The following is a 13,305-nucleotide window of genomic DNA, read 5'->3' on the forward strand; positions in this document are numbered from 1 at the left end:
CAGGACGGTTCGAACCCGCATCCACCGATCGGCGGATGGGCGGCCCCTAGGGGTGGCGGCGCCAGGTGAGGGCGATGTCCTTCGTGGACAGCCAGGCGGCGAGGTCGTAGCCGTGCGCGGCCAGCCCTTCGACCGCCGCGTAGGTGGATTCCAGGGCGTACTGCGCGTCTTCGGCGGTGACCAGGCCGGCGGCGTGGGCGTCGAGGAGCTCGTCGGTGTCGATCACCTGCAGCGACAGCTTGTCCTTGAGCACGATGTCGACGTAGAGGTCGGTGGCGACCCAGCGCGGGCCGTCGCGGCGGACGCGGACGACGTCGAGGTAGAAGTCCTGGTCGCGTTCGTGGCCGGGGGAGAACCAGAAGTCGGTGAACCGCAGGCCGAGGCGGGGCACCAGCCACGACTCGAGGTAGTGGAACTGGGCGCGGCCCGGCGTCGGGCGCGCCAGGTACAGGCCGAAGGGTTCCTCGCGGTACTCCTCGACCTTCCGCAGGATGCCCTTCGGGTCGATGTTCGCGCGCGCGGCGGGGTCGAAGACCTCGACCTTCGGCGGGTGCAGTGCGGCCATGGCGCTCATCCTGCCGGGCGGGTCACGAATCACGCAGACTCGCCACGCGCGCCACACGTTCGGGCTAAGGTGCGCCGACTGTGAGTGAGGGGAACCGGGGATGTTCGGGATCATCAGACCGTGCCGGCACCGGCTGTCCGAGGGGTTGCACGCGGATTGGCTGGCGCACCTCTGCGGGCTGTGCCTGACGCTGCGTGACGAGCACGGGCAGTTCGCCCGCGTCGTCACGAACTACGACGGGCTGATCATCTCGGTGCTGGTCGAGGCGCAGACCCCGCGCGGCGACCTGCGCCGCGACGCGGGCCCGTGCCCGCTGCGGGGCATGCGGCCGGCGTCGGTGGCGCGCGGCGAGGGAGCCCAGCTGGCGGCGGCGGTGTCCCTGGTGCTGGCGGCGGCGAAGGTCGGCGACCACGTAGAGGACGGCGACGGCGCGTTCGGCCGGCGCTCGGTGGCGCTCGCGGCGCGCCGGGTCGCGGCCCGGTGGGCGTCGCAGGGGAGCAGCACCGGTGGCCGGGTCGGGTTCGACACTTCGGTGCTGACGGAGGCCGTTTCGCGGCAGGGATCGCTGGAGCGTTCGGTCGGGCTGGGGGACTCGGCGTTGCTCGCGACCGAGCCCGCGGAACTGGCGACGTCGGCGGCGTTCGCGCGGACGGCGGAGCTGGCGGGACGGCCCGGCAACGTGGCCCCGCTGGCCGAGGCGGGCCGGTTGTTCGGCCGGGTGGCGCACCTGCTGGACGCCGTCGAGGACTACGCGGAGGATGCGTCGGCGGGGGCGTGGAACCCGTTGCGGGTGACGGGGACGTCGTGGGCCGAGGCCCGGCGGCTGTGCGACGACGCGGTGCTCGGGGTCGAACTGGCGTTGCGGGAGGCCGAGTTCGCGAAGCCGCGACTGGTTCACGCGTTGCTGGTGCACGAGTTGCGTCAGGCGGTGCGCCGGGCGTTCGGCCACGGTTCGGCGCACGGCCACGGCGAGGACTTCGGGCAGCAGCCGCCGCCCGGATGGATCGGGCCCGGGCCGACTCCGCAACAACATCCGCGCCAGCAGCCGCCGCCGGGGTGGATCGGGCCCGGCCCGGCTCCGCAGCAAGTCCCGCCGGGCTGGGGTTCGCAGCGGCCGCAAGGCTTTCCGCCGCCCGGGCCGGTTCCGCCGCCCGGCGCTCCCGGTCCAGGTGGACCCGGCGGCCGCGGCCCGGGCGGACCGGGTGGACCCGGCGGCCCGGGAGGCCCCGGCGATTCCCCCGGCCCCGAGCCGCTCGACGGCAAGGGCGGCGGTCTCTGGTACCCGAAGTTCGCCGTCCCGCCGAAGAAGCGCAACTTCTTCCTCGGCTGCGCCCTCACGCCGTACATGTGCTGCACGTGCCAGTTCTGCTGCCGCGATCCCTATCCTGGGCCGTGGAGCGGGAAACCGCAGACGTGCAGTGGCTGTGACTGCGGCGGCTGCGACTGTGGCGGTTGTGACGGGTGTTGCGACTGCTGCTCCTGTTGCGACTGCAACTGCTGAAGGGGGAGCGGGAATGACGATGGAAGACCTGCACGACCGGGGCCGCGAGAACTTCGCCGAACTCGTCGAAGACGGCGCGAAGCGGCTCGACGCCCTGTTCGCCACCGTGCCCGCCTTGGGTGAGCTGGCGGTCGGCACCGTCTACGGCCACCTGCACGAACGTCCCGCGCTCGACAGCCGGACCCGCGAAGCCGCGACGCTGGCCGCGATCGTCGCGGCCGGGATGGTGGGGCCGCCGCTGAGCGTCCACCTCCGCACCGGTCTCGCTTCGGGGCTGTCGCCGGCCGAGGTCTGCGAAGTCGTCGTCCAGACGGCCGCGTTCGCCGGCTTCCCCCGCGCGGTTTCGGCGGCCGACCAGCTGAACCGCCTCTTCGAGGGCCACGGCCTCCCGATCCCGCCGCCGCCGGCCCCGCGCGAGGTGGTGCTGGCCTACCTGGCGGAGCCCGCGGCGGACGTCGCCGCGGTGCTCGCCGACTTCCCGCGCACCGAGGTCCAGGCGACCGGACCCGACCGGGTGCTGGTCTCGTGCTTCGGGGACGACCCGGTGCCCGGCGCCGTCCTGCACTGCTCGGTGAGCGGCGCCGAAGTCACGTCCGTGACGGTGTTCCGACCCCGCTGACCAGGGCCGACGGAAATTGTCGGTGGTGCGTCGTACTCTGGTCGACGTGGCTTTCGCAACCGAACACCCCGTGCTCGCCCAGTCCGACTTCCGGCCCGTCTCGGAGATCCCGCGGACCGGCGGCCGCTTCGAGGTGGTCAGTGACTACCAGCCCGCCGGTGACCAGCCGGCGGCCATCGACGAGCTCGAACGCCGGATCAAGGCGGGCGAGAAGGACGTCGTGCTGCTGGGCGCCACCGGTACCGGCAAGTCGGCGACCACGGCGTGGCTGATCGAGCGCGTCCAGCGGCCGACGCTGGTGATGGCGCCGAACAAGACCCTCGCCGCGCAGCTGGCCAACGAGCTGCGCGAGCTGTTCCCGAACAACGCGGTCGAGTACTTCGTCAGCTACTACGACTACTACCAGCCCGAGGCGTACATCGCGCAGACGGACACCTACATCGAGAAGGACTCGTCGATCAACGACGACGTCGAGCGGCTGCGGCACTCGGCGACGATGAACCTGCTGTCGCGGCGGGACGTCATCGTGGTCGCGAGTGTGTCCTGCATCTACGGCCTGGGCACGCCGCAGTCGTACCTCGACCGGTCGTCGAAGCTGAAGGTCGGCATGCAGCTCGACCGGGACGTCTTCCTGCGCGCGCTGGTGGACGTGCAGTACACGCGCAACGACATCGCGTTCGCGCGCGGCACGTTCCGCGCGCGGGGCGACACGGTGGAGATCATCCCGGCCTACGAGGAGCTGGCGATCCGCGTCGAGTTCTTCGGCGACGAGGTCGAGAAGCTCTACTACCTCCACCCGCTGACCGGGGACATCGTCAAGGAGGTCGACGAGGTCCGGATCTTCCCGGCGACGCACTACGTCGCGGGCCCGGAGCGGATGGAAAAGGCGATCAAGGGCATCGAGGAGGAGCTCGAGGCGCGGCTCGCGGAGCTGGAGAAGCAGGGCAAGCTGCTGGAGGCGCAGCGGCTGCGGATGCGCACGGCCTACGACATCGAGATGATGCGGCAGGTCGGGTTCTGCTCCGGCATCGAGAACTACTCGCGCCACATCGACGGCCGCGGGCCGGGCACCGCGCCGGCGACGCTGATCGACTACTTCCCGGACGACTTCCTGCTGGTGATCGACGAGTCGCACCAGACGGTCCCGCAGATCGGCGGCATGTACGAGGGTGACATGTCCCGGAAGCGGAACCTGGTGGAGTACGGCTTCCGGCTGCCTAGCGCGGTCGACAACCGGCCGCTGACCTGGGAGGAGTTCTCCGACCGGATCGGGCAGACGGTGTACCTGTCGGCGACGCCGGGGCCCTACGAGATGGGCCAGGCGGCGGGCGAGTTCGTCGAGCAGGTCATCCGGCCGACCGGCCTGGTCGACCCGAAGGTGGTCGTGAAGCCGACCGAGGGCCAGATCGACGACCTGGTCCACGAGATCCGCGAGCGCGCGGACAAGGACGAGCGCGTCCTGGTCACCACGCTGACGAAGAAGATGGCCGAGGACCTCACCGACTACCTGCTGGAGCTCGGCATCCGGGTGCGCTACCTGCACTCGGAGGTCGACACGCTGCGCCGGGTGGAGCTGCTGCGGCAGCTGCGGGCGGGCGACTTCGACGTCCTGGTCGGCATCAACCTGCTGCGCGAGGGCCTCGACCTGCCGGAGGTGTCGCTGGTGGCGATCCTCGACGCGGACAAGGAGGGCTTCCTCCGCAGCGGGACGTCGCTGATCCAGACGATCGGCCGCGCGGCGCGAAACGTCTCGGGCGAGGTCCACATGTACGCGGACAAGATCACCGACTCGATGCAGCACGCGATCGACGAGACGGACCGCCGCCGCGAGAAGCAGGTCGCCTACAACAAGGAGCGCGGGGTCGACCCGCAGCCGCTGCGGAAGAAGATCGCGGACATCCTCGACCGGGTGTACAGCGAGGCGGAGGACACCGAGCAGGTCTCGGTGGGCGGCTCGGGACGCAACTCCTCGCGAGGCAAGAAGCCCGAGCAGGGCGACCGGGTGCGCAGCTCGGGAATGCTGGTGGACAAGAACGTCTCGGCGATGCCGCGAGCCCAGCTGGCGGACCTGATCCAGCAGATGACGGACCAGATGATGCAAGCAGCCCGCGACCTGCAGTTCGAGCTGGCCGCGCGACTGCGCGACGAGATCTCGGACCTGAAGAAGGAGCTGAGGGGCATGGACGCGGCCGGCATCAAGTAGGCGGCTCGGCATGGTCCGGGGCGGACGAGCCGGGCAGCGCGGGACGGGCCTTGTGTCGGGCGAGCCGGTAGGGCGGGACGGGGCCGGTGCCGGGCGAGCTGGGCCGTCGGGCGAGCCGGGCAGGGCTGAGTCTGGGCAGGGAAACCGAGGCGTGGAGGTCCGGGGGCGAGCGAGCCCCTGAGAGCTCGCGCCGGCCGGGGATTCGGCGGAAAGGCGAGCCAGGCCAGGGGCGACGGGCGGGGCAGGCTCCGGTCCTCGACCCGGTGGTCCTGCCTCGGCGCGCTACCCGGGACAAGCGACCGCGAGGGGGAACCTGAAGCCGTGAACGTTGAAGCCGTCGTCGCCTACTGTCTCGGGAAGCCCGGGGCCGAGGAGACCTACCCGTTCGGCGACCACGTCCTCGTCGCCAAGGTCGGTGGCAAGGGTTTCGCCTTCATCGGGCAGGACGAACCCGGCAGCGTCGCCGTCAAGTGCGGCGCCACCCGGGAGGAAGCCGCCGAGATCCGGGAGCGCTACCCCGAGTCCGTCACCGTCATGGACTACCTCGGCCGCTACGGCTGGAACCGGGTCGCCCTCGGCGCCGGTGTTCCCGGCGGCGAACTCGAAGAGCTCATCGACGCCTCCTACGAGGACGTCGTGCGCCGGCTGCCGAAAGCCAAGCGCCCCTAGGGAGCCGGGGCCTCGGAGTCCGGCTGGAGCATGCCGAAGATGTTGCCCTCGGTGTCCTTGGCGTACGCCAGCCACCCCACGCCCGGCACCGGGTTCTTCGGCAGCGCCAGCGATCCGCCCGCCTCGCTCACCGCCGCCAGTGACGCGTCGAGGTCGGTCACCGCGATCGTGTTCACGTACCCGTGGACCGGGGCCGAATCCGCCGGCGGTGGGCCGACGCGGGGCACCAGCCCGCCGTCGATACCGCCTCCCTCGCCCGTGGAAATCACCCAGTAGGGCGCCTCGCCCCAGCGTTCGAACTTCCAGCCGAACACCGCCGTGTAGAACGCCACCGCGCGTTCGGGTTCGCTCGCGTGGATCTCGAAGTGGACGGGACGAGGCATGTGCGCCTCCTCGGGCCGGGCCGGCAACAGGTGCCGTGAGACTACGCCCGGCCCGGGGAAACTCACAGCGGTGGCCGCGCCGAAAGGGTGAGGTCCGCGTCGAAGTCCGGGAACCCGGCCGGGGCGCTCCGAGCCGTCAGCGGAGAGACTGCGGGCAGGCCCGCCCAGCGCCGGACCGTCGCCGTCGCCGCGGCCGCGTCGGCCGGGGGCAGCTGGGCGATCTTCGACCCGTGGTTGCCGCCCGGTACGTAGTAGCGGTATGAATCGCGGCTACCGAAGCCCAGTTCGAACGGCTCCGCGCCCCACGGGTCGTTCGAGCCGTACACGAACAGCAGCCGCGTGCCGCGGGACTTCACCCAGAAGTCGATGTCCGGCATCGCCAGGTAGTCGAAGCGCGGCAAGCGGATCGACGCCGGCACGAACGTCTTCGGCTGGTCCGCGCCCGGGTAGCGCAGCAGGTCGCGCAGGTAGTCGTCGTACGCTTCGGGCGAACCCAGCTGGACCGCCGCCTGGTAGTAGTACGGGATGAACGGCGCCAGGTCCTGGTCGGAGTACGTGTTGAGGCTCTCGACCTTCTCGTACCAGGCGTAGACGTCGGCCGCGGGCGCGCCCGCCGCCGGCACCGTCGCGCAGTCCGCCTGCTTCTGGTACTGCCAGAACGCGAAGTACGAGTCGATCACCGAGATCTCGAGGGACTTGTCGGCCGAGCCGACGATCGAGAACGTCAACCCGCGCCGAGCCGCGTCCGCCGCGGCGATCGCGCCCAGCTCGTCACGCCGCTTCAGCGCGTCCCGCTGGATCGCCTTCAGGGCGGCACGGCACCCCGGGTCGTTGCCGACGCGGGAAAGGAACCGGTTGTAGACGTCGACCGGGTCGATCACGTCGTTCGGCGCGACGTACGGGATCGTCGCGTCGACGTCGTCGGGGAAGAAGCGCCGGAAGTACGTCGCGGTCATGCCGCCCTTGCTGCCGCCGGTCGCCAGCCACTTGCCCGGGTAGATCGCCTTGAACGCCTGCACCGCGCGGTGCTCGTCCGCGGCGGCCTGCCAGATCGTCAGCTGCTGCGCCCAGTTCTCCGGCTGGGGCCGCGACGGCGTGAAGTACCGGTACTCCATCGACAGCTGGTTGCCGTCGACGATCTGCGTCGGCTCCGACCGGTTCGGCGCGGTGTTGACGTTGTAGCCGCTGGTGAAGGCGACCGTCGGCGCGGCGAAGTCGCGGTGCAGCAAGGTGAACCGCTGCTGGAACGTGCCCGCGCCGGGGTGGCGGTGGTCGGCGGGCTGGGTGAAGGTCAGCTCGAAGAACCGGTAGCCGGCCGGTGCCGGGTCCTCCTTGACGACCGTCAGCCCCGGGATCCGCGCCAGCGCGGTCTCGATGTCGGTCGCCGCGCTCGCGGCGGGCGCCAGGCCCACCACCATCAGCACGGCCGCCACGGCGGTGAACAGTCTGCGCATGGAGCACCCTCCCCGGCTCGATCCCACGTGGGACCCTCACAGAACCGGGCGCGGTCGGCAATCGGCTGTCCGGGCGCAGAATCGGTCAGGTTCCGACTTTCGGCGGGTGGCGCGCGCGTCCTCATCCGTGCGCAGCCGCGGGCACCGTGCGAGTTGTCCGGGTGATCAGCGCCACGTTACGGTCCGAAGCCGTAGGCACCGGCATCGAGCGAGGGGTCCGCCATGAAGGTTTCCGACTGCCCTACGACGCAGGTCGAAGTCCGCATCGCCGCGCGGCCGGCCGAGGTCTGGTCCTGGCTGCTGGACGTCGACCTGCCGGCCCGGTTCTCGAACGAGTTCCAGGGCGGCGGCTGGGTCGAGGGCTCCGAGCCCGGCTTGGGCGCGCAGTTCCGCGGCCGCAACTCCCACCCGGTCGCGGGGGAGTGGGAGACGGTCTCGACCGTGACCGGCTACGAGCCCGGGCGGCTGTTCGCCTGGGCCGTGATGGACGTGACGAACCCGGCCGCGTCGTGGAAGTTCGAGCTCGTCCCCGACGGCGACGGCACGATCCTGCGCCAGTGGGCCCAGATCGGCCCCGGCCCGTCCAACCTGACGGCGATCATCGGCTCGATGCCCGAGCACGAGGAGGAGATCGTCGCGATGCGCCTCGGCGAGTTGCAGGGCAACATGCAGAAGACGGTCGAGGGCATCAAGTCCCTCGCCGAGAGCGGCGTCCGCGCCGCCTAGCCGAGCACTCCGTCCACATAGGACTTGACGGCGGCGAGCGCCGCGGGGGACCGCCACAGCCGCTCGACCGCCGGGTCGTCCGTGTGGCGGTACTCGGCGATCCGCTCGTGGAAGGGCTGGCGGATCTGGGCCTTGGTGTGCGCGAACGGCTCGGCGGGCAGCTCGCCGAGCCGGGTCGCGACGGCCAGCGCCCGCTCGAGCACGGCCTCCGGCGCCGCCAGCTCGTCGACCAGGCCGCGGGCGAGGGCGTCCTCACCGCCGTACGTCGAACCCGAATAGGTGAGCGACGGCAGTGGCGCGGTGCCGTACGCGCAGCGCAGGATTTCCAGCGCGGCCAACGGGAACGGCACCCCGACGAGCAGCTCCGTGACGCCGATGGTGCCCGCGCCGAGCACGCGGTGGTCGCACGCCGCGGCGAGCACCGCGCCGCCGGCGATCGCGTGCCCGTTCAGCGCGGCGACCACCGGACGCGGGCAGCCGAACACGGCCAGCAGGGCGTCCGACAGAAGCGGCAGGAACTCCGACACGTACGCCGCGCCGCCGTCGTGGATCCGCTTGAGGTCGACGCCCGCGGAGAAGATCCGGCCGGTGCCGGTGAGCACCACGGCTCGCGCCTCCGCCACCTCCTCCAGCCGGAGCACCAGGTCGCGGCAGGACCGGCTGTCGAGGGTGTTCCCGCCGCCGTGGTCGATCCGCAGCACGGCGACGTCGTGGTGGCGCTCCAGGGTGATCGGCACGCGCCCGACCGTAACCGCTCAGGTTTTGCGGCTCAACCGGACGACACCGAAGTGCTCGCGGCGCACCAAACGGGTGACCTCGTCGGAGGTGGGCAGCCGGCCGGCCGGGAACCGCAGGCCGATCTGCCGCGCCGCCGCGCGCGGGCCGAGTTCGGTGATCCGGTCCAGGTAGGTCCGCACGACGACGGCCTCGTCGTCGAGGAGCACGCCGCGCATCGGCGTGGTCCGGCCGGCGAACGTCACGTCGGCGTCCGCGCCGCCGGTGAAGTTCAGCCGCCAGCCGGCGGCCGTGAGCACGTACAGCCCGCCGGCGTCGCGGTGCGCGGTCACCGGGACGCGGTAGCGCCGCCCCGACCGGCGCCCGGTGAAGGTGAGCAGCAGGAACTCGCGGACGCCACGGCCGAGCGGGCTCGGCAGCAGCGCGCGAAGCACCACGTTGACCGCCTTCACCAGCGGTGCGGGCGGCTGGTGCCCTTCGACCGCCATGTCAGCTCGTGATGTCCTTCCGCGCGAACCGGCGCCCGGCGTACAGGAAGAACACCGTTCCGTAGATCACCGCCGAGAGCATGCCGCTCGCGAGGTTGGTCCAGTCGACGTCGGTCGAGATCAGGTCCATCCACGAGAACGCGTAGTGCGTCGGCAGGTAGTTGCGGAGCCCCTCCAGCGCCGTGATCTGGTCCAGGATCTGCGACAGGATCGCCACCAGCACCGCCCCGCCGACCGCGCCGAGCGGGGCGTCGGTCGACACGCTCAGCGCGAGCGCCAGCCCGGCCACCCAGGCCAGCTGCAGGATGATGTACACAGTGGACAGTGCGATGGCCACCATGCTGTCGCCGAAGGACACCGCGTCGCCGGTCGGGCTGATCGCGTCGCCCGCGCCGTACCAGATCAGCCCGACGATCAGGGACATCACCGGCAGCAGGACGAGCGCGAACGCCGACAGCAGCCCGGACACGATCGCCTTCTGCCGCAGCACGCGCTGGCGCGGCACCGGCACGGCCAGCAGGTACTTCAGGCTCGACCACGACGCCTCGCTCGCGATCGTGTCGCCGAAGAACAGCGCCACGATCATCGGCAGCAGGAACGTCCCGGACACGAACAGCGCCAGCACGACGAAGTTCGGCGCCGAGGCCGTGGCCAGGTCGACGAACCCGCCGCTGCGCCGGTTCGGGTTCGACTGCCCGAGCTCGAACGCGATCACTAGGATGAACGGCAGGATCGCGACGAACCCGAGCAGGAACTGCGTGCGCCGCCGCTTGAGCTGGCGCCGCAGCTCGACGCCGAGCCGCAGCGTCCGCCGGGCGCTGTAGCCCTCGACGGCGCCGTCCGCCCCGACGCCGGCGTGTTCGGCCGACGCGACGTCGCTCAGCTCGTCGAGCGCGTGCGGATCGGTGTGCACACCCTCGCTCATGACTCTTCTCCGACCAGTTGCAGGAACGCGTCTTCCAGCCGGCGCCGAGGGCCGGCCTGCTCCACCGCGACGCCGGCGCGGACCAGCGCGGCGACCGCGTCGGCGCGCGGCAGCCCGTCGAGATCGGCGTGCACGAGGTCGCCCTCGACGTCGACCGAGGTGACCCCGGCCTCCGCCTTGAGCGCCGCGGCGGCGGCCTCCGGGTCGTCGACCCGGAACGTCGCCTCGCCGCCCGCCGCGGCCAGCTCGCCGACCTCGCCCGAGGCGACCAGCGAACCGCGGTGCATCACCACGACGTGCGTGCAGGTCTGCTCGACCTCGGCCAGCAGGTGGCTGGACACCACCACCGTGCGGCCGGTCGCGGCGTACCGCTTCAGCACCTCGCGCATCTGGTGGATCTGGGGCGGGTCGAGCCCGTTGGTCGGCTCGTCGAGCACCATGAGCTCCGGCAGGCCGAGCATCGCCTGCGCGATGGCCAGCCGCTGCCGCATGCCCTGGCTGTAGGTCCGCACCCGGCGGTCGACGGCCGTGCCGAGCCCGGCGATCTCCAGCGCCTCCGCGAAGTGCGCCTTCTCGGCCGGACGCCCGGTCGCGGCCCAGTACAGCTCGAGGTTCGCCCGGCCGGACAGGTGCGGCAGGAACCCGGACCCCTCGACGAACGAGCCGATCCGCGACAGCACCGGCGCGCCGGGGGCGATCTTGTGACCGAAGACCCGGATGGTGCCTTCGGTCGGGGTGATCAGGCCCATCAGCATCCGGAGCGTGGTCGTCTTGCCCGCGCCGTTCGGCCCGAGCAGGCCGAGCACCTGGCCCGGCTCGACGCGGAAGGAGAGGGCCTTCACCGCGACGAACCCGCCCGGGTACTGCTTGCGCAAGCCTTCGATGACCAGTGGCGTCGTCGAAAGCTCCGGGTCGACGTCGGTGGCGCGACGGCGGCGAAGCGCCGCGAACAGCACCGCGGCCAGGCCGATCGCCAGCGTCACGCCGATGCCGACCAGCTGCCCGACCGGCGCCGGCGAGCCGACGGACGTCCCGGGGACGACCGGCACGGCCAAAGCGGTGCCGCCGGCCAGCGCGACCCGGAACACCGCGGGCGCGGCCGGGCTCGCGAACGCCTGGTCGGTCGTGCCGACGACCAGCCGCAGCGAGTGGCCGCCCTCGATCGGGCGGACGATGCCGGGCAGCGTCACGGTGACCTCGACCGGCGTGCCGTCGGCGGGCAGCCCGCTCACCCGGAACGGGGCGATCGCGTTCGCCGGCAGCACGCGCGAGCCGTCCTGGCCGACGTCGTAGAGCTTCGCGAACAGCACCGCGTCCGGCTGCGGGTGCGCCGGGTCCGCGGCGACCTGCAGCCGCACGGTCGACGAGCCGCTGACGATGATCTGCCCGTCCACCGGCGCGGTCGTGAACTGCGCGGCCTGGCCCGGCGGGTCGTTGCTGAACAGCGCGCCGAGGCGCGACGAGCTGCTCGCGACGCCGTTGAGCCCGGGGATGCCGCTCACCGCCGACGGGTTCGCCCCGGCGGGGCGGACAATCGGCTGCGCGGGGCCGGTCATCGCCAGCATCCGCCGCTCGGTGGCCGGGCCGGTCAGGCCGGGGTAGGTGTCCGCGGTGACCGTCCGGACCGACGGCGTCCCGTTGGCGCGCAGCGTGCCCTGGACGTCGTAGCTGAACCCGGTGCCGGGGTTGCCGCCGCTGACCGCGTTCCACAGGAAGTCGCCGATCTTGGCGCGCAGCTGCGGCCCGGGCTTCCCGCCGTCGTGGCCGCCGGTGTACCAGATCGTCCTGACCTTGCCGCCCGCCGCGGTGATCTGCCGCGCGGTGGCGTCGGACTGGTCGAGTCCGAAGAGCGTGTCGCTTTCGCCCTGGACCAGCAGCGTCGGCACGGTGATCTTGCTCGTCACCGACGCGGGGGAGACGCGGCGCAGCAGGTCGACGCTCGCCTGGCTCGCCTGCCCGGTGGTGCCGAGCTCGGTGTAGGCGCGGCAGACGGCGGCGGTGAACCGGCCGCACGGGTCGGCCGGCCCGCTCTGGCGCCCGCCGCCCGCACCCGGGGGCGCGGCGGGGACGGCAGCCCCGGCGGCGCCACCGGCGCCGCCGGTCGAGCCGGTGTCGGTCTCCTGGCCGGCTTCGGGGGCTTCGGCCGATGGCGAACCGCTCGCCGCCGCACCCGAGCCCGCCGAGAAGAAGATGCCGGCCCAGCTCTTCTTGAACACGCCGTCGGTGGCGAACGCGCCGGCGGCCGGGGTGCCCGGCGCCGTCAGCGCGGGCGTGGCCGCGTTCGGGACCAGGCCCTGCGCGAGGTCGTTGTAGGTGATCACCGGGGCGATCGCGTCGACGCGCTTGTCCGTGCCGGCCAGCAGCAGCGAGAGCGCGCCGCCGTAGGACGCACCGGTGACGGCCACCTTCGGGTCGCCGGTCGCGTCGGTGGTCACCTGGTGCTGCGCGACGAGCCGGTCGATCAGGCGGCTCGCGTCGGCGACCTCGCCGTCCGGGTCGTTGAGCCCGATCTTGCCGGTGCTCTTGCCGAACCCGCGCGCGGACCACGTCATGACGACGAAGCCCTTCCGCGCCAGCTCGCGCGCGTCGTCGGCGACGCTGTTCTTGTCCCCGCCGAACCCGTGCGCGAGCAGCACCGCGGGCGCGGGCACGGTGGCGGGCAGGTAGGTGGTCGTGTCGATCTTGACCTGCTCCGCCGAGCCGGGGGCCGCGGGCATGTCGATCATGGCGTCCTGCGTGGGCACCGGCGCGGGCGCGGCGGGCCGCGTGATCCAGAAGACCGCGCCGGCGGCCAGGACCACGACGACGGCGGCGAGCGCGGTGAGGCGGGCTCCGCGGGTGCGCGGGAGCGGGAGTCGGGGCACGAGGTGACCGTATGTGAAGTTTCCTGAGAGTGTCCTCACCGGCTCACTTCGATCACACCCTCGGGACCACCTGGTGGACCGAAGTGACCGGAATTACAGGACCAACCCGGTGACGTGCGCGATTCCGGCTGGCGCTCGGGAGGGGAGAACCGGCAAACTGGACGCGCTGTGAG

At 72.2% G+C, this 13,305-nt stretch carries 12 protein-coding genes; 5 read left to right on the top strand and 7 right to left on the bottom strand.

From position 1 onward, the window contains the following. Nucleotides 1-46: 46 nt before the first annotated feature. Nucleotides 47-565, bottom strand: a complete 519-nt coding sequence (locus ACIRSS_RS42415; protein WP_400905663.1) for a DUF402 domain-containing protein — start codon at nucleotides 563-565, stop codon at nucleotides 47-49. A 100-nt stretch (nucleotides 566-665) separates the two neighbouring features. On the opposite strand from ACIRSS_RS42415, the gene ACIRSS_RS42420 reads away from it, so the two are divergent. The 4 genes from ACIRSS_RS42420 (at nucleotide 666) to ACIRSS_RS42435 (ending at nucleotide 5,557) form a co-directional block, all read left to right on the top strand. After that, nucleotides 666-2,066: a DUF5685 family protein gene (locus ACIRSS_RS42420; protein ID WP_400905666.1), complete on the top strand. Its 1,401-nt coding sequence runs from the start codon at nucleotides 666-668 to the stop codon at nucleotides 2,064-2,066. 13 nt (nucleotides 2,067-2,079) lie between these two features. Beyond that, nucleotides 2,080-2,685 (top strand): carboxymuconolactone decarboxylase family protein, encoded by a 606-nt coding sequence (locus tag ACIRSS_RS42425; RefSeq protein ID WP_400905669.1) that lies wholly within the window; start codon nucleotides 2,080-2,082, stop codon nucleotides 2,683-2,685. Between the two features lie 46 nt (nucleotides 2,686-2,731). Continuing rightward, entirely contained in the window at nucleotides 2,732-4,888 is a 2,157-nt protein-coding gene (uvrB, locus tag ACIRSS_RS42430) for an excinuclease ABC subunit UvrB (protein WP_400905672.1), read from the top strand. 321 nt (nucleotides 4,889-5,209) lie between these two features. Then, nucleotides 5,210-5,557 (top strand): MmcQ/YjbR family DNA-binding protein, encoded by a 348-nt coding sequence (locus tag ACIRSS_RS42435; RefSeq protein WP_400905675.1) that lies wholly within the window; start codon nucleotides 5,210-5,212, stop codon nucleotides 5,555-5,557. On the opposite strand, the gene ACIRSS_RS42440 is transcribed toward ACIRSS_RS42435, so the two are convergent. Both ACIRSS_RS42440 and ACIRSS_RS42445 read right to left on the bottom strand, forming a co-directional pair. After that, a complete protein-coding gene (locus ACIRSS_RS42440; protein ID WP_400905678.1) occupies nucleotides 5,554-5,940 on the bottom strand; it encodes a VOC family protein in 387 nt (128 codons plus the stop codon). The two genes, ACIRSS_RS42435 and ACIRSS_RS42440, sit on opposite strands and share 4 nt — an antisense overlap. Before the next feature lie 62 nt (nucleotides 5,941-6,002). Continuing rightward, nucleotides 6,003-7,394 (bottom strand): S28 family serine protease, encoded by a 1,392-nt coding sequence (locus tag ACIRSS_RS42445; protein WP_400905681.1) that lies wholly within the window; start codon nucleotides 7,392-7,394, stop codon nucleotides 6,003-6,005. A gap of 222 nt (nucleotides 7,395-7,616) precedes the next feature. Between ACIRSS_RS42445 and ACIRSS_RS42450 the strand changes: the two genes are divergently transcribed. After that, on the top strand, nucleotides 7,617-8,120 hold the full coding sequence (locus ACIRSS_RS42450; RefSeq protein ID WP_400905684.1) for an SRPBCC family protein: 504 nt from the start codon (nucleotides 7,617-7,619) through the stop codon (nucleotides 8,118-8,120). On the opposite strand, the gene ACIRSS_RS42455 is transcribed toward ACIRSS_RS42450, so the two are convergent. From ACIRSS_RS42455 to ACIRSS_RS42470, 4 genes are read right to left on the bottom strand one after another with little or no spacing between them, the layout of a single operon-like run. Beyond that, entirely contained in the window at nucleotides 8,117-8,857 is a 741-nt protein-coding gene (locus ACIRSS_RS42455; protein ID WP_400905687.1) for an enoyl-CoA hydratase/isomerase family protein, read from the bottom strand. The two genes, ACIRSS_RS42450 and ACIRSS_RS42455, sit on opposite strands and share 4 nt — an antisense overlap. Before the next feature lie 18 nt (nucleotides 8,858-8,875). Next, a complete protein-coding gene (locus ACIRSS_RS42460) occupies nucleotides 8,876-9,343 on the bottom strand; it encodes a hypothetical protein (protein WP_400905690.1) in 468 nt (155 codons plus the stop codon). Nucleotide 9,344: 1 nt separating this feature from the next. After that, a complete protein-coding gene (locus tag ACIRSS_RS42465; protein WP_400905693.1) occupies nucleotides 9,345-10,268 on the bottom strand; it encodes an ABC transporter permease in 924 nt (307 codons plus the stop codon). Beyond that, nucleotides 10,265-13,132: an alpha/beta fold hydrolase gene (locus tag ACIRSS_RS42470; protein WP_400905696.1), complete on the bottom strand. Its 2,868-nt coding sequence runs from the start codon at nucleotides 13,130-13,132 to the stop codon at nucleotides 10,265-10,267. Before ACIRSS_RS42470 ends, ACIRSS_RS42465 begins: the two co-directional genes overlap by 4 nt. Nucleotides 13,133-13,305: the final 173 nt, after the last annotated feature.

The sequence above is a fragment of the Amycolatopsis sp. NPDC101161 genome, assembly GCF_044768185.1.
Lineage (GTDB): Bacteria > Actinomycetota > Actinomycetes > Mycobacteriales > Pseudonocardiaceae > Amycolatopsis.

Excerpts from the sequence above, each read along its gene's own strand:
- ACIRSS_RS42415 (WP_400905663.1), bottom strand. The coding sequence starts at position 565 with ATGGCCGCACTGCACCCGCCGAAGGTCGAGGTCTTCGACCCCGCCGCG.
- ACIRSS_RS42420 (WP_400905666.1), top strand. The coding sequence starts at position 666 with ATGTTCGGGATCATCAGACCGTGCCGGCACCGGCTGTCCGAGGGGTTG.
- ACIRSS_RS42425 (WP_400905669.1), top strand. The coding sequence starts at position 2,080 with ATGACGATGGAAGACCTGCACGACCGGGGCCGCGAGAACTTCGCCGAA.
- ACIRSS_RS42440 (WP_400905678.1), bottom strand. The coding sequence starts at position 5,940 with ATGCCTCGTCCCGTCCACTTCGAGATCCACGCGAGCGAACCCGAACGC.
- ACIRSS_RS42445 (WP_400905681.1), bottom strand. The coding sequence starts at position 7,394 with ATGCGCAGACTGTTCACCGCCGTGGCGGCCGTGCTGATGGTGGTGGGC.
- ACIRSS_RS42450 (WP_400905684.1), top strand. The coding sequence starts at position 7,617 with ATGAAGGTTTCCGACTGCCCTACGACGCAGGTCGAAGTCCGCATCGCC.
- ACIRSS_RS42460 (WP_400905690.1), bottom strand. The coding sequence starts at position 9,343 with ATGGCGGTCGAAGGGCACCAGCCGCCCGCACCGCTGGTGAAGGCGGTC.
- ACIRSS_RS42465 (WP_400905693.1), bottom strand. The coding sequence starts at position 10,268 with ATGAGCGAGGGTGTGCACACCGATCCGCACGCGCTCGACGAGCTGAGC.